The sequence below is a fragment of the Aureimonas glaciei genome (assembly GCF_014643375.1).
Classification (GTDB): Bacteria; Pseudomonadota; Alphaproteobacteria; order Rhizobiales; family Rhizobiaceae; genus Plantimonas; species Plantimonas glaciei.
Window position 1 is genome coordinate 1 of the sequence record NZ_BMJJ01000005.1, and the last position, 20227, is coordinate 20227.

Genomic DNA, 20227 nt, shown 5'->3' on the forward strand with positions numbered 1-20227 from the left:
ACAGGAAAGGGCCCGATCGGGCCCTTTCCTGTGTCGTGCCCTCTCGGACGCGTGGCCTGGTTTTACTCCGCCACACTGGCCTGGAATTGCTCCGCCGTTGACACATCGTCATGCCCTTGGCAATGCGGCTGGTCTCGTAGCTGCGCAGGTTACGCCGATCGCGCACACCCTCGTTGATGGGCGCGCCGCGGGGCGTGGTCGGGATGAGCGCAAGGTGGTTGCCCTGGCGCTCGACCGACACATGTGTGGTGGCAATCGGGACATCCTCGAAAAGGTTCATCGACCCGATGAGGTCCGGCTTGAAGTCGAAGTCTTCCAGCGCGGTCGTCATGCTGACCGCGGAGAAGGCATCGTCGTTGAAGATGTCCATATGCATGGTGGTAGTTCCCCTGGCGCCGCGTCAGTAGCGAACGATGATGCCGACCGCCGCGAGCGCAGCGATTGCAGTAGCCTTGGCAGGCGCGCCGATGCCGGCAGGCCAGACGAGTTCGTAGCCGTTCGCTTCCATGTCGCGGACGGAGGCGACGCCGCGCTTGTCGGTCGCGGTGTCGTAATTGTCGTAGGCGATGGCGACAGCGCCGGTGCCATCGGTGCCGATTGGCACATACTTGCCGCCTGACACCTTGCAGACGGTGCCGGCGACAATCGCCGCAGCCGCCGCGAAAATGACGGCCTCGCGCGACCGCGAAGAGTCGGCGGCCTCGCTCCGGATGTACGCGCCAGTGCGACGACGTTCGTTCAAAACCTGCGACATGCGCCCGTCCCTCAGTTGCCGCTTAGCGGCGCTTCATTGCCTTCTTCCAAGCCGAGGCTGTGCCCTCGGCCGAAGAGCCGCCGCCGGACTTGCCGGCCGGAGCCACATGCGTGGTGGTCTCGGCTGCGTCCTTTTCCGACGCGGCCTTCATCACCGCCGAGCGCGCCGCATCGGGGCTGGTGCCCTTTTCGATGGCGGCGCCAACGTCGAACTTCACGCCCATGCGCGACGCCTGGACGCCAATGGCGTTGAGGTCGGCGCAACGCCTGCGCTCGGCGGCGCTGGCAACCGCGGCAGCGTCGGGTTCGGCGGCCTTTTCCTTGACCGGCTCGACCTTGCCCTCGTCGGCTTCGTCGTCCTTGCCTTCATCCTTCTCGGCCTTGCCGCCCTTCGGCGTGTTCTTGTCGAACTCGTCGTCGGTCTGCGCCTCGGTGGCGCCCGGCTTCGGGGCGGTTGCGGAACGTCCGGCCATAAGGCTTCTCCTGACAGTCGACGAACTGGCATTAACGCCGGTCGACGATTGCAATTCGTCAATGCTTGCCGCAAAGGCTTCCATCGCGTCGTCGAAGGTGCCGACATCATCGGCAAGTCCTGAATCGACGGCGCGACGCCCCCGGTAGATGTCAGCGTTGGTAGCACGGATTTTTTCGACGGTGATTCCACGATTCCGCGCTACGAGGTCGACGAACATTCCGTAGAGGTCTTCAACGTCCCGCTGGATCTCGGTAGCGGCGCGGTCCGTCAGCGGCTCATGCGAATTGCCGTCCACCTTGTGGTCACCTGAGAATATGTACGTCCACTTCACGCCAAGTTTGGCGTCGTAGGCACTCTGATCGATATGGGCGCCGACGACTCCGATCGACCCTACTTCGCCGGTGGTTGGCACCCAAATTCGAGATGCGGCCGATGCGATGGCATAGCCCGCCGAGGCCGCCAGTTCGTTGGCATGAGCCCACACAGGCTTGCCGGTTGCCTCGCTCGCCGTACGGATGAAGTCCGCCAGATCAAAGACGCCTCCGGCCTCGCCGCCAGGCGTGTCCATCTCAAGCATCATGCCGCGAACCTCAGGGCTCGACATGATGTCCGTGACGCCCTCGGTCAGCGCACCGTAGCTCGTCATACCGGACGCCGAGTCCAGCCAGGAGCCCCGGCGGATCAGCGTGCCGTAGATCGGCAGCACGGCAATGCCATCGTCGGCGAGGTAGCCACCCGCGGCGAACGACCGGCGTGCGCCGACAAACGCCGAGCGCTCACGCCGCTCATTGCGCAAGCTCTCAACCTCGGCCGTCTTCTCGACCTCAAGCCCGTTCAGCAGGCGCGGACCAATGGCGGACAGGATCGTGTCGAGCTTGCCCCGGTGCAACAAGAGCGGTGTGCCGAAGACGCGGGACGCGATGTGCGGGAGATCAATCGGCATCGGCTTCCTCTGTCGTCTTGGCCGGAGCCTCGTCGTCTTCCTCGTCGTCGGCACCCGGGGCCGGCACGGCGGCGGGCACCATCGAGCCGTTCGCCGACACGGCGCCGGCATCGGTATCGAAGACGAGGTCGTCGACATCCTGCCCACGTTCATCGGCGAACTCGGCGTCAACGTCCTCGCGGTCATAGCCGCGCTCGGCGACGACCTGCGTCCGCGTCTTGAAGCCGGCCCGGACGGCCTCGCGCTCAGCCTTCACGTCCTTGGCGGGATCAATCCATTCCATCCGCGGCGGCAACCAATCGACGGCCCAATACGGTGTTGGGTTGACGGCATAGTCGTCGATGTCGACGAAGCCGCCCATGACCGCCAGATCGACAAACCGCTTCCACACCGGGCGACACGCTTGGAAGATCATAACGTTGTTCTGCCACTGCGACACGCGGCGGCGGAACCGGATGATGTCCGTCCGGACGTTCGAGAAGTTTCCCTTCGCGACGTCGCCGGTGACGTAGGCATATGGCACGCCGAGTCCGGCGCAGATCTGGGTCAGGTTGCGATACTGGAAGGACTCGTAGCTTCCGCCGACTTCGGTTGGGGTCGAGAAGCGGACGTCTTTGTCGTCGCCAAGGTCGACAATGGCGCCTGGCTGCATTGGCGCAATCGGCTCAGGCTCGATCTCGACGCCGTCGCTATCAACATTCACCGGACCGAGCGGGTTCTCGCCGCGGCCGATAAGGAACGCGGTGAACAGTGCAGCCGAGCGCTTCCGCTCAAGCTCGGCATCGTCGTAGCTCTCGAGGACGAACAGCTTGACCAGCACGCGCGCGACGCGCGGCACACCTCGGATCTGTCCGCCCTGGCGCCCGTCATAGACGTGCATGACGTCGACCGCAGGCACGCGCACGCGGTCGCGCAGCGCCGAGCCGTTCAACGGGCGATCGTCGCCGGGGTGGTTCCGCCAGAAATGGTAAGCAGCGCGGCGGCCGATGGCGTCAAACTCGATGCCGGCGCGGATGTAGCTGCCGTTGGTCAGTACCGCATTGAATGTCGGGTCGAGCATTTCCGATGGCAGGAACTGCAGTTGGAACGGCACCGTCATCATGTCACCGGGACGGCGCGCGCGAATGCGGACGAAGCCCTCGCCGGCCAGATAGACCTCGCGGGCAATCTTCTCCTGCAAGCCGTAGAAGTCCGTCACGCCATCGGCGTCGGCTTCCTCGGTCCAGCGCCAGAACAGATCAATCAGCGCCGAACGCAGCGCCTTGTTCTTGATCTTTGGCCGGGGCTTGATGCCGTCACCGATCGCCGCCGACGTGAACTCGTCGACTGCGTTGCCGGCGTAGCCGTTGTTCTCGTAAAGCCAGCGCGCGCGGGCAATGAGGGTCGAGCCAGACCGCTGCAGTGCCGCGTTGACGTGGTTGCGCGATGGATTGAACCCGCGAAGGCGACGGCCCTGCCCGGCCGCCTCGAAGGACGACGCGCCGTTGCCTGGCGCTTTGAACGGATCGCCCATTGCGCCGGCCGTCCGGCTCGAACCAGCGGGAACGCGGAACCGGGGCTTCTCTACCATCAGAGCCCCCGGCTGTTGGAAAGGTAGAAGACGCGGCTGCGGCGAGTGCCGGCGGCAACTTCGATCTCAGCATCGAGGTCTGCGAGCGCCGCGCGCAACTCATTCATGCTGCGGTAGCGGACGCTCTTGTCGCCATGCTCAACCGAGAGGACGCCCGAGCGCATCGCCTTCTTGAGGGCTGCGCGCTGTGCCTGCAGTTCGGTCGTGTCGGCCATCCCCACTCCTTTGGCCTAGCCCATGAACGGGGAAACGGTGACGCGGCGCCGCGGCCGAGGCTTTGCCTTCGGCTGTTTAGCATCTGAGTTCGGCGCGGGGATTCCACGATTCCGCGCCAAGTCCTCGACCTCGCCTTCCAGCGGCGCCGGTTTGCCGTCCGCCGCGGCGCCCTCGCTCGCCCGCGCTTGGACCATGTTGGCCACCCTCCCCGCTTCCATATTGAGGTTAAGCCCCATGACGATGAGGCCCTGCAGAACGGAATAGGCGTAGACCCGGCAGTCGAGGCGCTCGTTTCTGGCGTCGTCCGGCTTCCACCATTCGACGATCGGGAAGCCCTTCGCATAGCGCGTCCGCTTCCGCTCGACGGTCAGCTGGTCGAAAGCGTCCTTGTCCCAAACGTCCTCAGAGAAATGGCAGGCGCCGGCACCGGAGGCGTCCGGACCAACCTTCGACAAGCGCGCGATGACGACCTCCTTCGCGCTGTCGACGCCGATGGGATAGAGGTTGATCTTGCCCTTATTGTTCCGCGACGGCTTGCGCGGCCACACCGCGCGCCGGCCCGCATACCCCTTGATGCCCCATATCCGTCGCCCTTCCCGCGGTCGGATAAACCGGTAAGCCGCTTGCGTGTTCGCACCGCCGGTGTCGATGGCGACAGCCGTGATGGGCATCCCATTCTCAAAGCCCGGATGCGGCCACCGCTTTGACAGGTAGTCGTCGAGGGCATCCCAGACCTCGAGGTCGTTCGGGTCGCCAGGGAATATCTGGTAGTCGACCGACCACGACTCCTCGTCCTTCCCCCATGCGACGACTTCCGCCTCAAGCCGATCTGGCTGCACGTCTACTCCGGCCGTAAGCAAAGCGGCACGCGCCGGCACGTCACTGTAGACTTCCCGCAACGCCATCAGCGAACCGGGGTCGATCCGCTCGCCGCCGATATCCTCCCATTCCTCGCCGAGGATGTTGTTGACGAACGGCTGCAGCCGTGACGGATCATCCTTGGCGCCGATGAACCGAAACGCGCACTCACCCCATGTGTACCAGGGCGAGTAGAGCGCGCTGAGGTGATAACTCCTCATCCGTGGCCGGGTCGATGTCGCGGTCGCCGTCCAGACGCCGCCAGCTAGCAAGGCAGTCTTGCGGTGCTCGGGATGGCGGTGCTCGCACAGCTCCCCGGTCTCGGGATCATGCGATGCGCAAACAAACGCCGCCGTCTCGGGCTTGCCCGGTTCCCATTTGATCCGGTCCCATGTGATGGGCTGCCGAGCGCCGCAGCCCTCGCAAGCCACCATGTAGCGGCGTTGATCGCCTTCGCGGTATGCCTTGCCGATGCGGCTCGTCTCTTTCAGCGTCGGCGTCGACAGCTTGAAGATTTTCTTTCGGCCTTTGAACGTGGAGGTTCGGTCGGTTGCCAGCGTCACCGGGTCGCCATCGTCGTCGGCGCTGACAGGGTAGCCATCGACCTCATCGAGCACGAGTTTGCCAACAGGCAGGCCGCGCAACCCGGAACCGGAATTCGCGCCAGTCAGGATAAGGACGCCGCCCTCGAAGCCTTTCTGTAGGACGGTGTTGTCGCTATCTCGCGCGCGGGCCGGCTTCACTCGCTCGCGCAATGCTGGACACGCCTCGATCATCGGATCGATACGCGTCTTGGAAAACTTCTTCATCATCCCTTCGGTCGGCATGACGTACATCATGGGACCGGGGTTGTGATGGATGGCATAGCCGACGAAATTGAACGCCGCCTCCGACATGCCGACCTGCACGCCCTTCATCACCGCCACCTCTTCGACGGGCGAATACGCCGAGAGGCAATCCATGATCTCGCGGAGATATGGCGTCCGGCTGGTTCGCCAGCGGCCCGGCTCGGCCGAGGATACGGACGCGAGCATGCGGTTCTTGTCAGCCCACTCCGACACCATTAGCGGCGGATCGGGCCGGAACGAACCCGCAAGACATTCGGACAAAAGGCCGATGGACGGGTCCATCGTCAGCATGACGTGCGCGTTCACTCGTCTTCCTCGGCCGGAACCACGACCTCAGCCACCTTCGGAAATGGGCGCGGATTGCTGGCGGCTTCATTGAGCGCGTGCCGCATGTGCGCCGATAGAGCGGCGATCAATGGCCCTTCCTCGCATCCGACCTCGGCCGCAATTGCCGGCCCATGCCGCACGGCGAACTGCAGGCAGATGTCACGGTAGAGACGCATGAATCCCGCTAGAGACTTGCGCGCCGAGGCGTACGGGATCGACGTCCGTTTCTGTTCCGCCAGGTCGAGGCGGGCTTTCTCTAGCTCGACCTCGAGTTTGTCGAATTTGACATCGTTGATCCCGCGCGCGCGGTCGGCATCACCGGCCAGCTTCGACCGCGGCGCCGGTGATTTCTGCCGCGACGTATTCGTCGTCTTGAGCCAGAGGACGCGAGCTGCAACCTCGTCGAGGCTACCATCGCCGAACACGGCATCGGCGAGCCGGCCATTCTGCACCGCCTGCCGGATGGCCGCCTCGTTGACGCCGACCGACTTGGCGAAGGCGCGCACGCTCATCCCCTGCCGTATCAAAGCCGCTCCCATTGATCTTTTCCTCTATGCGTCGCGCATATCGCTGTGTTACGCCTACGTTTGCAAAATGTCATCATCAATAGCTATTTGCAATCGAAGGAGGCTGGCGTGAAAGCGCATACGGTGAAGTCGAATGCCAAGAGGGCCGCCCGCAAGCTGGCGGATCGCATCCCCGGACTGACGCCGGCAGAACCATGGGAGGCCGAGGGTGGCGGATGGTGGCCGGCAGTCGACGCCGAGACAGCCGAGGCGGCCGACGCGGCGCGTGCCGAAGCGTACGTCCGCGCCGAGCCCGTCGTGGCTCTGCCCAAGCCGGCGCCCGTCGCGCCGACCAAGCCGAAACCAACCGACCTGCCGGCCAAGCCGAAACCCCTTGCCGGCGCCGACCTCATGTCGGCCGTCCGCGCGATCCCTCCGACGCGATCGAGCGCCGAGGAAATCGAAGCGCGCCGGGCCGAGCGTCGCGCCCGCGTCGAGGAAGAGAAGGCCACCGGGAAGAGGGACCGCTTCGGCAACAAAGTTGATCCTGAGAAGGTGGCGCGTGGCCCATCGCGAGCGGCCATCATCGTCGCCCTTGTGTCGCGGCCTGGCGGCGCGTTGGTCGATGACATCCTCACCGCGACGGGTTGGCAGCGGCACACGCTGCGCGGCTACATCGCCGGCACCCTTCGCAAGCGCGGTCACGACATCCGGTCCGTCAAGGGCAAGCCCGCCCGGTATATGATGGGAGCGGCGTGATGCCCTGCCCTCAATGCCGAAGTCATGTCCTATGGGACGACAATCTCGCGTGGGGCTGCAAGCCATGCGGATGGTTCACAACCGGCATGGTCCAGAACTCCGTAGACTCTCGCGACCGCTTCAACGAGGGGTCCAAGCCGGAGCCGAATGAAAAGCCACGGCCATGATGATGACAAAAGATCAACATTCGTTTCTCGCGTTGCTGGGCTCTCAACGTCCACCGGAATGGTTCGGGTGGATGCAGCACTCGGCGGCTGGCAAGCTGACGGTAGCGCACGGCCACCCTTCGCAGTGGACACACTTCCAAGCGATGCGAGGAGGCACGGAACCCGAACAGGCGACCATCACGAAGGCCGAACTGGCGTGGCTGACGGACGCCGGCTTCGTCGCATGCTGCCGCATCACCGACGCCGGCCGCGCCGCCCTCGCTCTGGTGTCGGCATGAGCCGCCGCCTGTGGTGGCCGAGCGCCACAACTGCCGCTCGCAGAGTCCAAGTGCGCGGCGCCATCGAGATCGGCCTTACCCGGAAGGAGACGGCGGTTCTTCTCGGCACCACTCGGCAGAACATCGCCGACTTCGCCAAGAAGAACGGCATCAGCTTCGACGAGCCCGCGGTCCGCCTGGCGCGTCCAGCCGGCTACGACGAGTTCGAACCCGGCAGCCATGGCGTCCAAGGCATCGACCGGCACTTCGCCCGCATGCGCTTCTGAGGATCAAGATCAATGACGCGCCGACTTTATAGAGGGTTCGCGAGCAAGGATGATTGGGCGGACGAGGTCTATCAGTCCGCCAGGGAAGAGGAGGCTATGGCCGAGGACGATCGCCGACGCGAAGCCGAGAAGCGTCAGGCCGACGAGGCCGCCACCGATGAGTTCGACGCCAACGGCCCACGCAAGGTATGCGGCGATTGATCTTCGACTTGGCGCGTAGTTTATCAGGATCAAGCCCGGCTGAAAACTGCATCACTTGGATTGATCGACGGCCATAAACTCTCGGCTATCGATGTAGATTGGAACGCACCGCCGCAGCAGTCATCGAAGCCATGTACATTAACGCGTATCGCATAGTATTGCGTAGCATTTGTATTGTTCTGTCACTAGCGAAAGCCTGCGCCAGTCTTGTCCCCCGCATACCCGCCACCCCAGGGGAGGACCCAAAGCGGGGTGGAGTCAGTGCCGAAATGCCACGCAATCGGCTGCATTGATGCCGAAATTTGACATATTTCGAACAATTTCCATCCTTTCTGGTTGAAATTGACCGATCCTGCCCTCGATCGGTCTCACCGCCTCGAAAAATCGAGCAGGAAACAGGGTTTGCCCTCATAACTTTTCTAATCTTGGTACTACTTGAAGCGACTATCAAGGCCTAGAACGCGCCTCGCGCCTTGCGCGTGTACCGGTCTAGCTGCCGCAGGACGTTCGCCGCCAGCATCTTGTCGGCATTGCGCTCGATGGCGACCGATACCGCCCCCTCGTTCATGGCCTCGCCAATGCTCGCACCCTTGGCCTTCTTGATGGGCAGACGAGGCGCGCCCTTCCGAACAAACACATGGCCACCCATGCCGATATCCACCCGCTTCTTGCCGAAGATGCCGCCCTTGATGAAGGCGTCGGGATGGAACTGCTTGGCACCCCATATCGTCGCCACCGTGCCGCCTGGCACCTCCTTGGCTCTGAAGACCTTGAGCGGGACCTCGGACGTAGATCCACGAATGGTGGCCGTCAGCGTCTTCGGTGTCGATGCTGGACGGATGTAGATGCCCTTGCGGACGCGCTTGGCCTCCAAGGACAGGCGAGAAGCGACGATGCGCTCGGCGACCTTCTCAACCTGCCTTGCCGTGTCATTCGTCGCCTTCGATAGCGCCTGATTGAGCCGCGGCGCCTTAAGGTGGTCGAGGTAGCGCCGCAGGTCTTTCGTGCGCCATTGGGCTTTGATGTCGAACATGATCGCTCCAAAGAAAAAGCCGCCGAGGCTGACCTCGACGGCTCGATATGCGCGGCAGTGCCTGGACGGTTACGCGGACGCAGCGTCCATCGCAGCGCGGACGTCGCTCTTGGTCCGTGCGCCTTCGATGTTGATGCCCTTGGACGCGGCGTGCGTTTCCAGCTCTTCGCGGGTCATGCCATCGAGGTCGACGACTTCGCCGGTGTTGCCAAGGGCGCCAATTTCGCCGCCGCCATCGGCTTCGGCAGCAGTTTCACGTTCGGTCTCGGTGGAACGGACGTCGGCATAGTCGCTGGATTCGCCGGAGACGAGGTCGGCAGTGACAGTCGAGGTGACGGGGTTGAGGCCGGACATCTCGAGAGTGCCAGCGCCGCCCTGCGATGCCATGGGCTTTTCGCCGAAGGCGCCAGCGCGACGAAGGCGCTCGACCACCTCGGACGACGTGCCTTCCGGAACGGGGCCGGGGCTGAACTGCTTGGGCTTGCCATCGACGGCGACGTTGACGCTGCGCTTGATCTCATCGGACATCTTGCGGACCCTTATTAGCGATGTGCGCTCGAATGCTTTCGTTGGCATTCGTGTGCGATGGTGTGTTTTCGATAGCAGACATCGCTCAGTGTTTGCAAAACGTCAATTGCAACATCCCGCTAAGCAGTCCGCCAAACGCGAGCACCGCGGACCTGTTCGCCGTCGACCTCTTCCGTCCGCTCCTGCCAGGTGAACCGCCGTCCGTCTTCCTGCGAGTTACGGTAGTAGCAACCGGCCTCAGCGGACTTGGCCTTCCGCATGAAGAAGCTTTCGCCCACCGCCATGGTGCGCCAAGGGCCGTTCGTGTCTCGACGAGGCCGCTCGTCGCCAGGAATGGGGATATCGTTGCGCAGCAGGTGCATGACCGCTCCTATGATTTGCTGGTTGCAAACTTATTGTGCCATAGAATGACGCTTCGCGTCAACATACACCGCAGTTGCAGGCCTTCAGGGCCGGGAAATACTAATTTCGGCCCGAGATACTCACCGGCATACACCTAAGTCATTGAAAGCATTCGACCTATATTATTATATTTATTTCATAAGGAAAATAATAATAATAGGTGTGCCTGTCTGCGCATGCCTGTCGTGTGCATGGCGCGCATGCATGTCTATCTCTCTCGGTCCGTCCGCATAGAAAGATACTGAAATACTGAACAGCGAAATCAGCGCGTTAGGTGTATTTTTTGCCGTATTTTTTACGTTCGTATTCTTTTAAGTTCCGAAAGCGGCCAGATGAGCCCGCGTAGGCACGGTGCCAAATCGACTGCCACAACGTTTGCAATTTGACAACGCTATGCGTGGCGCGTATATCGGATGACATCGGTCAGGAGGGCGCAAATGGAATTCACCCAGGTCATCGACGAGGATGGCGATCCTGTTTGCGTCTATTGCGATGGGCACGTCGACCTTCGTGAGCATGGACGCTCTTGTGCTCTCGCCGTCGCCAGCTTCGTCAGCGAGATGGCGAAGGATCGAGAAACGGATCTCGGCGAGACATTCGCTGTCGCCTCTGCAACGCTCTTGGGTCGTCACCTGCCAGAGGGCATCAAGGTCGAGCACTTCTGGATGTGCGACCTTCGCGGCGACCCTGAGTGGGAAGGCGACGAGGACTACTTCCTCGACATCTGCCCGGCGGATGCTGCCGGCGCTTTCCCCGTCACCGGGGCCATTTTCGCCAAATAGCCCGTCCCGAGCGTTTGCAAATCGTCATCACAAGGATCATTCACGTGGAAGCACAGACCCTATCCGACTTCATCGTCGCCGAAGTCGCCCGCCAGGGCAGCCAGGAAAACGTTCGCATCATCGTCGAGAAGAACATCGGCAAGGTGATTGAGGACGCCGTCAGCAGCGCCATGCGCAGCTATGGACACGTCGGAAAGCAGATCGAGGCCGCCGTCGCCAAGTCGCTCGAGCTGACCGCCCCGCTCGATGTTCCGGCCTACGGCACGATGGTCATGGCCGTCCTGCGCCAAAAGATGGATGCAATCCTGACACCGCTGGTCAATGAGCGGCTCGCGGCAGAGATGACCGAAATCCTGTCCACGGCGCCAGCCGAGGTCAAACTGTCCGATATCGTCGGCGCAATGAAGGAAGACGAAAACATCGAAGACCGCTTCGGCACCAGCGCAACTCTCATCATCGAAGAGAGCGACGCCGTCCCCGGCTACAAGACGGTGTATCTCGACCCCGAGGAAGAGCGGAAAGACCCCTTCGGCGCGAAACGATCGAAGTACGATTGCGCCCTGCGCTTCGGCCTGAACTCGGCTGGCGAGATCTACAGCCTCTTCGTCGACCGCAAGGACGCCAAGACGACGATCGTCATGGGCCATCTGCCGAAATATCAGCGCATGGTTTTCGTCGCCTATGCCTGCGGCGGCAAGGTTATCATCGACGGCGGCGAGGACGATTTCGACACGTCCTTCGGCGACTACTAGCGCCTCCCCGCATCCGCCTCTGCTCGGCCACTACGTTTGCAAATCGTCAACGGAACATCATCATGCGCTCTCACCTCGAATACTGGCCTTCGCCGCCGCGCCCGAACCGTGGCAGCCTCGTCAAAGATCTCTGCGCCCTCGCCGCCGTCTTCATGATGGTCGCAGGCATCGGCGCGGCCTCCCTGGCGGCCCTCGACCACGACCTGACTGTCGCAGCGCGCGGTGACCGGCTTTGAGCGCGACGCGGACAAGCCCGCTCTATTGCGCGGATAGAGCCGAGGTCGAGCGGTTGAAGCTCCTGCTCGGCGCGGTCGCGGTCGGCTTCGCTTGCGGAACGGCGTTCGGGATCATGGTTGCGGCGTTGAGGGGGATGGGCTGGTGACGGCGCACTTTCTCGACTTCGCCGCCACCGCCAAATCCCCCAAGGTCCGCCCGCTCATCGTAGACAGCTTCGCCGGTGGCGGCGGGGCTTCGACGGGGATTGAGATGGCGCTCGGCCGCTCGCCGGACATCGCCATCAACCACAACGCCGCGGCGCTCGCCATGCATGAGGCGAACCATCCTGAGACGCGGCATCTGTCCAAGAACATCTGGCAGGTCGACCCTCTACAGGAAATTGGCAACCGCGAGGTCGGGCTCGCCTGGTTCTCGCCGGACTGCAAACATTTCAGCAAGGCCAAGGGCGGCAAGCCGGTGAAGCGGAACGTCCGCGACCTCGCCTGGACGGTCGTACTATGGGCGAAGCGTGCGAGGCCCGGCGTCATCATCCTTGAGAACGTCGAAGAGTTTCAGGATTGGGGACCGCTCGTCGAGACCTTCCCCGGCTCGGACAAATGGATTCCCTGCCTCGAGCGCAAGGGCGAGACCTTCAAGAAGTGGGTCCGTGACCTCAAGCGCTGCGGCTACAAGCTCGAATATCGCCAGCTGATCGCCGCCAACTATGGGGCGCCGACGACGCGCAAGCGGCTGTTCCTCATCGCCAGGCGCGACGGCCTCCCGATTGTCTGGCCGGAGCCGACACATGGCAAGCCGACAGATCCGGATGTCATCACCGGTCGCAAGCTGCCGTGGTTGACTGCCGCGAGCATCATCGACTGGTCACTCCCCTGCCCGTCCATCTTCGAGACGAGCCAAGAGATCAAGGCGAAGCACGGCGTTCGTGCGGTGCGCCCGCTGGCGCCGGCCACCATGGCTCGGGTGCAGCGCGGAACGCAGCGCTACGTGTTGGACAGCGCTAAGCCGTTCATCGTCGGATGCGGCGGGCGCATGGGGCAATCCCGCGAGCGGTCCGTCGAGCGACCGGTGCAGACGATGACGGCGAAGGCGGATGCATGCATCGTCGCACCAAGCGTCATCAAATTCCAGACGGGCTCGACCGGCAGTCCGATGGACCCGCCGATGCCGACTGTCACCGCCAACAGCTTCATCAAGCGGCCAGGCGGGGCGGCGCCGCTCGGTATTATCGCGCCGCACTTAGTGCCGATCACGCATACCGGTGACGTCCGGACCTATAGCGCCGAAGATCCTATGCGGACTGTCACGACGGCGAACGGCGGAGAGGTGGCTCTTGTCGCCCCGACGCTGATCCAGAGTGGCTATGGCGAACGCGAGGGGCAAGAGCCGCGGTCGCTCGACATCGAGGCCCCGCTTGGCACAGTCGTCGCCGGTGGCGTCAAACACGCCCTCGTCGCCGCACATATTTCCCGTCAGTTCGGCGCCAGCGTGGGTCAGGGGGTCAATGCGCCGGCGCCGGCTGCGACAGAAGTCAACAAGTCGATGCTGATCGCCGCCTTCATGGCACAGCACAACAACGATAGCCGCCGCGCCGGGGGCGTCAATCCGGGCCAGCCAGCGGACCGGCCGATTTCGACCATTACCGCTTCTGGATCGCAGCAGGGAGTGGTCGCTGCGCATCTGTCGCAGCCCTACGGCTCAAACAAAACCGCCAGCGGAGGTGACCTCAGCAACCCTGCGCCGACGATCACTACTTCAGGCGAGAGGGGCGGCGGGCACGCGGCACTCGTCGCGGCCTTCATGGTGAAACACTACGGCACCGGCGACGGTCAGGTAGTCGACGACCCGTTCGGCACGGTGACTACGCGCGACCGCTTCGGGCTGGTGACGGTCCGCATCGAAGGCGTCACCTACGTCATCACCGACATCGGCTTGCGGATGCTGACGCCGCGCGAGCTGTTCAACGCGCAGGGCTTTCCGCGCGGCTACATCATCGACGGCATCAGCTTTTTCGACCCAGAGACTGGCAGGACAAAGTTCCTGTCGAAGGCCGATCAAATCTCATGCTGCGGCAACAGTGTTTGCCCGCCGCTGGCCGCTGCGCTCGCTGCCGCCAATGCCGGCCATCTCCGCGAAGACCGAATGGCCAAGGCCGCATAAGCGCCTCATCATAACAAGGAATTCAGCATGACCAGCAATAGTCCGTTCGGCACCTATGATCCGGCTTCGGCGCAGGTGAATGGCACGCCCTCGCTGCACAGGAGAAGTCCCATGGCTAACAAACCCGACGCGCTCCTGCCGTGCCCATACTGTGGCGGAGAGCCATGTCGACGCGGCCGGAAGTCGTGGCCGAAAACTCATTGGGTTCAGTGTCGATCCTGTAGGGCACGCGGCCCTGACGGCTTGCTGGTTGCAGATGACGCGGACCGAGGCTGGAACAGCCGCGCCCTCGTCCGTCTCGACAAGGATGGTTGAGGGGATGCAGTCGCAGAGCCGCCGGCCTGCCAAAAATGCCACCTTCGTCCCGCGCTTCACAGCCCGCCAGCAAGCCAGCTTCAACACCCTCGACGAATTCGCCGCTGCCTGTTTCTGGCGCAACCGTCGAGCGGGCCTGTCCCACACCCAGGCCATGACGATCGCTGTGGACGACATGCTCATCCGCGCAGAGGTCGCGCGGCGGCCGGCCCTACGATGCTCACGCGCGTCCTGATCGCCGACCGCTACTCATCGGCCTATGCGAACGAGACGAAATTCATTCAGTCGCTCATCGACGCGGTGAACATCGAGTGGCGCCAGTCCGGCCAGAAAGGCGCTGCCCTCGTCACGGCGAGCTATTAGGACGGCGTCGGCTTCCTTGAGACGACGGCCGGCAGATCACCACTACAGGTGGAGGAAGTGCGCACTCATATCCGACGAAAGAGGCAGCAACTGCCGTCAAGATTAGCGTAGCTCGGAGCGCCGCGACATTTTCCGCGCCAGCAGCTGCATATTCAGCAGCCACGTCGGGAACCACGGTTGAAGTCCCAAGTGATGCGGGCCACGCTCATATAGAGCGCAGGTTGCGCATGATTCTTCGATCCGAAGGGGGCGGCATGGCGGTTCGGCGATATGAGGATGTTCAAGCTGCGCTTGAAAAAATTTGGGCCGATGATCTTCTTGGGCGTAAGGAAGAGGCCGAATTCTTGCATCTATTTTTGGTCAACCGCGGTCTTACGCAGGCACTTGCTCGCCGGCCGGGTGCATACGTTCTGAACGTGGACGCCGATTGGGGCAGTGGCAAAAGTTTCTTCATGACACGCTTCCAGCAGCATCTCGAGGCGCACGGTAATCCCGCGGTCTATGTGGATGCGTGGCAAGACGACTTCACAAATGAGCCATTTACGGCGGTCATGAGCGCCATCGATAAATTCGTTAAGCCGCATCTGATGTCACAGAAATCTAAAGGGGCCAAAATCAAGAGCACCTATACCGCGGTGAAAAACAGTATGGGACGTATCGCTGTGACTGCGGCAAAAGGTGTGGGAACCAAGATAGCAGAAAAAGCCGTGGGCGCAGCCTTCACAGAGATCAATGAAATCATTAGAGAGCAGAATTTCTCAAAAACTTCGGACACAGAGGCTGCCGTTGGCGAAGTCGGCAACGCAGTCAACAAACAGATTGAAGTACTTATTGGCGGATATGCCGATGAGCAACTCAAGCAGTTTGACACCAACAAGAAAAGCTTGGTTAACTTCAGAGATAAATTGGCCGAATTTTTGATTTTGTTTGGCCAACAAAATGAGCAGTATGAACTGCCGTTTTTCGTTCTGGTCGATGAACTGGATCGCTGTCGTCCAACCTACGCGATAGAAATGCTTGAGCGTATCAAACACCTCTTTGACGTACCTAATCTGGTGTTTGTCTTGAGCACCAACACGGATCAGCTGGGCCAAGCAGTGCGCGCCGTCTATGGAGACGGCTTTGATGGACACCGCTATCTTGATCGATTTTTCACTAGAACATACAAATTGGCCAAACCGAGTGCTCACAATCTTGGTGAGATGCTTTGGAAACAGTACAGCCCCAACGAGGACAGAATTTATCTTCCTCTGCTGAACTATAGTACGCTGGATTGTGTCAACAGTGTTTGTGCCATGGCCGAACTGACACCGAGACAGATTGAACGATTTATGGAAGTGCTAACCGCACTCATCGCAGTATGGAACAAGCGGTTCCCGATCAACATCCTCGTAATGGCACCGCTGATTGCAATGATGGTTCGGGGCCACGATGTTATGAAGTCCTACGAGGAGGGTTCTCCGTTCCAATCATATTTGTTATCGATTGCCAGTTTTAAGCTTAAATATGAGTATTTAAATGAATATCGAGAGAAGCAAATAGTTGATTTCTCTGTCAGCAAGTACATTTCGGAGATGATAATTCGCTCGACTCGACCGTTAAATGACGAGGTTGAAGCATTTGCGCAGGCTAGAGATAGAAGCGGCAAGCGCAATGTTTTCGTTGTAGGCCGCAACACGGACGACGCCGCGGAGAGATTATGTGAGGCATCTATAATTGAGGAATATAATCTGTTGAGAACATCAGGGGTTTCCAGAACCGCTCGTTGCTTAGTTCAGGACTATCCGGGATACATCGCGCAGGCCGGAAGATTGGTGGATGAGGATCGGCCGAAGCCTGTACATGCACGCGCGTGAATGGATACCGGCGCCCCCCCTCCCTAGATACCAGCGACAGTTCGTGATCTGTCGCCCATTGTCAGCTTTTGCTACCTGATGCCCATGTTCGCGCCGCAGCAAGGAGGCGCCTGTGCACAAACTGTGGATCGGCTGGGGACGTAGCAATCAGCGACGTGGCAACCTCGGGATTAGAACACATCAGGAACATTCTTTTCAGGCTGCCGCTTCCGTCGTCCATTAAAATCTGCCACCTTAGGAAAATGGTCGCAGGATCGACCGCGGAATGGAGGAAAATATGCCTACCACCTCGACCTCGCCCGTCGCCTTGGTCCAAGTGCCGGCGACGACTTTCGCGAACGCCTACTCGACGTTCACGTTCTGCCGGTTCTCGATGGGCGTTGCGGAGGCCGACTACAACCGTGCTCCCGAAGGGCTCGACGCTCGCGACCGCCGCAGGCTAAGCCAGGCGATCGGCGACCTGTACCGGTCGGCGACAGCCATTCAGGCGATGCAGCCTGAGACGGACGTCGACATCATGCGGCGCGAGGTGGCGGTGCTGTACGCCGCCCTGCTACGTCATGAAAGCGCCTGCACCATCAATGCCCGCATCGCCGGGCGGATTTCAGCGGACGACCCCGGCGCTCACTGAATCAACGAAGGTTCGGCATGTGCCGACGTATCAAGGCAGCTTCCGTACTATAGCCTCGACGCTCAAGCTCCTTCACGAAAACGGGCCAAGGCGGAATGTTGCTGCGATAAACGTTTTCAGCTGAAGTGGAAAGTCCGCCTCCAACTGAACTAGAGAGCCCGCCACCAGCAGATGTTGAAAGCCCTCCGCCGGATGAGGTCGACAATCCGCCACCAGACGAAGTGGACAATCCACCTCCAGACGAAGTTGATAGACCGCCCCCAGAGGATGTTGACAATCCACCGCCTGACGACGTTGACAATCCACCTCCCGAGGATGTGGATGCGCCGCCACCGGATGACGTGCTCATGCCACCGCCGGACGAAGTCGACAGGCCGCCGCCGGATGCGGTGCTTTGGTTTCTTGGCCAAGTGTTTCGAGTCATCTTCCCCCTGACCATGTGGTCGCCGTCGCTTCAATGATGGTCGCATCGGGCGCGACGCTCGGCAAGTCCTCCCACTCGTCCTAAAGTAGCATTTGCCGCTTAATCGGCTGTCGCTACGCTGGTCGTATGTTCTCCAAATTGTTCGCATTCCTCATTATCCTGCAAGCCTTCATTCTTCCCGACATTGCCGCCGCCGCAGCCTCCATCGAAGGGCGAGCAACGGTCGTCGATGGAGACACCGTCGCCGTCGAAGGCACAAAGGCCCGCATCCGCCTATACGGCGTCGATACGCCGGAAGGTCAGCAGACCTGCGCCGACGCCGCGGGCAAGCGCTACCTATGCGGATCTAAAGCCGCCGACTTCCTCTCGACCCTCATTGGCCGGAATGGCCGCCTCGTGTGCACGGAGATTGACCGGGACCGTTACGGCCGGATCGTTGCGGAGTGCCGCCGCGGTGACGTTGTCGTCAACGCCGAGTTGGTCCGGGCCGGATGGGCGCTCGAATACAAGGCCTACAGCGACGGCCGGTACAGCGACGAAGAGCGCGAGGCGCGCGCCGCCAAGGTCGGGCTTTGGCAGGGCAGGTTCGTAGAGCCCGCGAAGTGGCGCCGAGGTGACCGGTTGTCCACTGAGGCTAAAGTGCCGACCGGTCCCGGCAACTGTCAGATCAAAGGCAACATCAGCGGAAGCGGACGGATATTCCACCTGCCCGGCAGCCGTGCCTATCCAAAGACAAAGATCGATGAATCCGCCGGAGAGCGGTGGTTTTGCAGCGAGGCCGAGGCCGTCGCAGCAGGGTGGCGGGCTGTCCGCGGATAGGGAGGAAACGAGATGCTGAGGACGATGATGATGGCGCTTGCCGTACTGGCGGCGTTGCCGGCGGCGGCTGAGGTGGGCGGCGCTGGACAGACCGGGTGGGAGCGGCTCGAGGGCCTTCAGTTCGCCCAGGCGCGCAGCTGCAAGGCCGTCAATTCGTGCGAAGAAGCGGTTCGCATGTGGTGCGGGGGCTATAAGCGCGCGGACGCCGACAAGGACGGTATTCCTTGCGAGAACGTCTGCAGTAGCAAGTCCGAGGTGGACGACATTAAAGCCCAGATTGGCTGCTGAGGCATTAAAGCGGGATTCCGGTTCATTCGCTCCGCTGGCATCCACCAAAGAAAGAGAACGTATTGCAAATGTTCAACTTGTTGATGTCCAGCGATGTGGCCACATGGGATCGACCGATTGGTCACCCTCACTCTTCGGTCTTCCCACTGTCAAGGTTTTTAGAGTACACCTCCACCGATATTGAGGCGCGTTTCAAGCCACTTTCTGCTGATGTTATTGGTAAAGTCGCCGATTTCGAAGCCGTCTTTATGAGCGAGGTACAATACAACGCTGACGGCCCAGAAGTTGTTGCCGTCCGGATTGGTCGTATTTTCAATGTTAGAATCGAAAGCGGGGACATTCATTACGATTTTATCATTGACGAAAGCTTCGGAATGCTCCCGCTTGTTGATCGAAAGCAATTCGAGGGTGCCTTCGGACTGGGGCGAATGGAAGTCTACCGTACTCATTGGGCCTTGAAAAACGGCTCCCTTGAGGACGCCATCCGAAGCGTCGGCTTAGTAAGGACCTTTCGCGGTCCGAACGTACCTTTGTCGCCTCCGCCACCACCGCCGCCACCACCGATGATCCCCGTTCCGGATATCGCTTTACCGGAACCTGTCGTGGTCGAAAATCTTCAGCAGTATTTAGAATTCATACTTGGCTTGGCAGTGGGTGAAGGCGACGATGTCTTTTATCGCGGTCATCCTAGCAAATATTATCGGTTGGAACCGTCTTTATTTCGAAAGACGCCAGCAGGAGAATACCGCTATCTTCAGAATGAATCTAAGATGGTGAGCGAAATACTAACGACACAATCCGCCTCTTTTGCGTCCGATCAGTACATGCTAGATCGGCTTGTTCGGATGCAACACTTCGGACTACCAACTCGCCTTCTAGATATATCCTACAATCCCTTGGTCGCCTTATATTTTTGCTGTGCAGAAATCGTCAAAGATCATGAAGGCAATGAGGTGGATGGTCAGGTAATCGTGCTGAATACGGACCGACACGAAGTTAAATTCTTTGATTCCGACCTTCTTAGCTGTATCGCAAATTTATCAATACTCGATGAGGCATCCAAGGAGCAGCTTGATTGCAATTTACCGTGGCAAGCATTCAACGGCTTACCCGCTTGCCAAAAGCTGATTCACTTTGTCTGCCGCGAGAAGCCGTACTTTGAATCACGTATTAATTCCCGCGACCTTGAGAAGATCGTATTTGCGAGAGGCAGAAATACGCACGAGCGCATGACGTCTCAGTCTGGGGCATTCCTCATATTTGGAAAAGATGCGGTTTTGCCGGAAACTGGACATAGCACTTTGCATATACGCAGAGTAACGGTTCGCAACAAAGTAAAAATCCTAGAGCAATTATCGAAAGTTAATATTAAATCCAGCACCATCTACCCCGGCTTGGAAAAATCAACAGCGGAGTTGGCGCGTAAGTATGATGTCCACTGAATCGAATTTTGTGAGGATCAGGCAAAAGTGG

General features: G+C 60.7%; 25 protein-coding genes. 15 read left to right on the forward strand and 10 right to left on the reverse strand.

Features of this window, described 5'->3' with window-relative positions; all coding sequences use genetic code 11:
• The 7 genes from IEX88_RS11600 to IEX88_RS11630 form a co-directional block, all read right to left on the reverse strand.
• On the reverse strand, positions 1–376 hold a 376-nt coding region (locus IEX88_RS11600; RefSeq protein WP_188850796.1), incomplete at its 3' end, for a major capsid protein.
• Positions 377–400: 24 nt separating this feature from the next.
• Positions 401–754, reverse strand: a complete 354-nt coding sequence (locus IEX88_RS11605; protein ID WP_188850797.1) for a head decoration protein — start codon at positions 752–754, stop codon at positions 401–403.
• Between the two features lie 22 nt (positions 755–776).
• Complete coding sequence (locus IEX88_RS11610; RefSeq protein WP_188850798.1) at positions 777–2171, reverse strand: S49 family peptidase; 1395 nt, start codon at positions 2169–2171, stop codon at positions 777–779.
• Entirely contained in the window at positions 2161–3741 is a 1581-nt protein-coding gene (locus IEX88_RS11615) for a phage portal protein (RefSeq protein WP_188850799.1), read from the reverse strand. The genes IEX88_RS11610 and IEX88_RS11615 overlap by 11 nt, the downstream gene beginning before the upstream one ends.
• On the reverse strand, positions 3741–3956 hold the full coding sequence (locus IEX88_RS11620; RefSeq protein ID WP_188850800.1) for a phage head-tail joining protein: 216 nt from the start codon (positions 3954–3956) through the stop codon (positions 3741–3743). The genes IEX88_RS11615 and IEX88_RS11620 overlap by 1 nt, the downstream gene beginning before the upstream one ends.
• A 15-nt stretch (positions 3957–3971) precedes the next feature.
• Complete coding sequence (locus tag IEX88_RS11625) at positions 3972–5945, reverse strand: phage terminase large subunit family protein (protein ID WP_188851282.1); 1974 nt, start codon at positions 5943–5945, stop codon at positions 3972–3974.
• Between the two features lie 20 nt (positions 5946–5965).
• Complete coding sequence (locus IEX88_RS11630) at positions 5966–6496, reverse strand: hypothetical protein (RefSeq protein WP_188850801.1); 531 nt, start codon at positions 6494–6496, stop codon at positions 5966–5968.
• Between the two features lie 81 nt (positions 6497–6577).
• Between IEX88_RS11630 and IEX88_RS11635 the strand changes: the two genes are divergently transcribed.
• The 4 genes from IEX88_RS11635 (at position 6578) to IEX88_RS11650 (ending at position 8167) form a co-directional block, all read left to right on the forward strand.
• Positions 6578–7255, forward strand: coding sequence for a DUF3489 domain-containing protein (locus IEX88_RS11635; protein WP_188850802.1), 678 nt, complete (start codon positions 6578–6580; stop codon positions 7253–7255).
• A 163-nt stretch (positions 7256–7418) separates the two neighbouring features.
• Complete coding sequence (locus IEX88_RS11640) at positions 7419–7700, forward strand: hypothetical protein (protein WP_188850803.1); 282 nt, start codon at positions 7419–7421, stop codon at positions 7698–7700.
• A gap of 50 nt (positions 7701–7750) precedes the next feature.
• Positions 7751–7966: a hypothetical protein gene (locus IEX88_RS11645; RefSeq protein ID WP_188850804.1), complete on the forward strand. Its 216-nt coding sequence runs from the start codon at positions 7751–7753 to the stop codon at positions 7964–7966.
• A gap of 12 nt (positions 7967–7978) precedes the next feature.
• Entirely contained in the window at positions 7979–8167 is a 189-nt protein-coding gene (locus IEX88_RS11650; RefSeq protein ID WP_188850805.1) for a hypothetical protein, read from the forward strand.
• Positions 8168–8621: 454 nt separating this feature from the next.
• Here the strand turns inward: IEX88_RS11650 and IEX88_RS11655 are convergent, their stop codons facing one another.
• The 3 genes from IEX88_RS11655 to IEX88_RS11665 form a co-directional block, all read right to left on the reverse strand.
• The gene (locus IEX88_RS11655; RefSeq protein ID WP_188850806.1) at positions 8622–9200 is read right to left on the reverse strand and encodes a phage tail protein; all 579 of its coding nucleotides are present in this window, start codon (positions 9198–9200) and stop codon (positions 8622–8624) included.
• 69 nt (positions 9201–9269) lie between these two features.
• Positions 9270–9728 (reverse strand): hypothetical protein, encoded by a 459-nt coding sequence (locus tag IEX88_RS11660; RefSeq protein ID WP_188850807.1) that lies wholly within the window; start codon positions 9726–9728, stop codon positions 9270–9272.
• Between the two features lie 119 nt (positions 9729–9847).
• Positions 9848–10090 carry a hypothetical protein gene (locus IEX88_RS11665; RefSeq protein ID WP_188850808.1) on the reverse strand — a complete coding sequence of 81 codons (243 nt, stop codon included), beginning with the start codon at positions 10088–10090 and terminating at the stop codon, positions 9848–9850.
• 477 nt (positions 10091–10567) lie between these two features.
• Here IEX88_RS11665 and IEX88_RS11670 point away from each other — a divergent pair, with 477 nt between their 5' ends.
• The 11 genes from IEX88_RS11670 (at position 10568) to IEX88_RS11725 (ending at position 20196) form a co-directional block, all read left to right on the forward strand.
• Positions 10568–10912: a hypothetical protein gene (locus IEX88_RS11670; protein ID WP_188850809.1), complete on the forward strand. Its 345-nt coding sequence runs from the start codon at positions 10568–10570 to the stop codon at positions 10910–10912.
• A 44-nt stretch (positions 10913–10956) separates the two neighbouring features.
• Complete coding sequence (locus IEX88_RS11675; protein WP_188850810.1) at positions 10957–11664, forward strand: hypothetical protein; 708 nt, start codon at positions 10957–10959, stop codon at positions 11662–11664.
• Between the two features lie 62 nt (positions 11665–11726).
• A complete protein-coding gene (locus IEX88_RS11680) occupies positions 11727–11900 on the forward strand; it encodes a hypothetical protein (protein ID WP_188850811.1) in 174 nt (57 codons plus the stop codon).
• A gap of 142 nt (positions 11901–12042) precedes the next feature.
• Positions 12043–14058, forward strand: coding sequence for a DNA cytosine methyltransferase (locus IEX88_RS11685; protein ID WP_188850812.1), 2016 nt, complete (start codon positions 12043–12045; stop codon positions 14056–14058).
• A 319-nt stretch (positions 14059–14377) separates the two neighbouring features.
• Complete coding sequence (locus tag IEX88_RS11695) at positions 14378–14608, forward strand: hypothetical protein (RefSeq protein WP_188850814.1); 231 nt, start codon at positions 14378–14380, stop codon at positions 14606–14608.
• Positions 14590–14736 (forward strand): hypothetical protein, encoded by a 147-nt coding sequence (locus IEX88_RS11700; protein ID WP_188850815.1) that lies wholly within the window; start codon positions 14590–14592, stop codon positions 14734–14736. Before IEX88_RS11695 ends, IEX88_RS11700 begins: the two co-directional genes overlap by 19 nt.
• 227 nt (positions 14737–14963) lie before the next feature.
• Positions 14964–16592 carry a KAP family P-loop NTPase fold protein gene (locus IEX88_RS11705; RefSeq protein WP_244640139.1) on the forward strand — a complete coding sequence of 543 codons (1629 nt, stop codon included), beginning with the start codon at positions 14964–14966 and terminating at the stop codon, positions 16590–16592.
• Positions 16593–16869: 277 nt separating this feature from the next.
• Positions 16870–17223, forward strand: a complete 354-nt coding sequence (locus IEX88_RS11710; RefSeq protein WP_188850817.1) for a hypothetical protein — start codon at positions 16870–16872, stop codon at positions 17221–17223.
• A 550-nt stretch (positions 17224–17773) separates the two neighbouring features.
• Positions 17774–18466, forward strand: coding sequence for a thermonuclease family protein (locus IEX88_RS11715; protein ID WP_188850818.1), 693 nt, complete (start codon positions 17774–17776; stop codon positions 18464–18466).
• 12 nt (positions 18467–18478) lie between these two features.
• On the forward strand, positions 18479–18754 hold the full coding sequence (locus IEX88_RS11720) for an excalibur calcium-binding domain-containing protein (RefSeq protein WP_244640095.1): 276 nt from the start codon (positions 18479–18481) through the stop codon (positions 18752–18754).
• A gap of 68 nt (positions 18755–18822) precedes the next feature.
• Positions 18823–20196, forward strand: a complete 1374-nt coding sequence (locus IEX88_RS11725; RefSeq protein WP_188851286.1) for an FRG domain-containing protein — start codon at positions 18823–18825, stop codon at positions 20194–20196.
• The last annotated feature ends 31 nt before the right edge of the window (positions 20197–20227 follow it).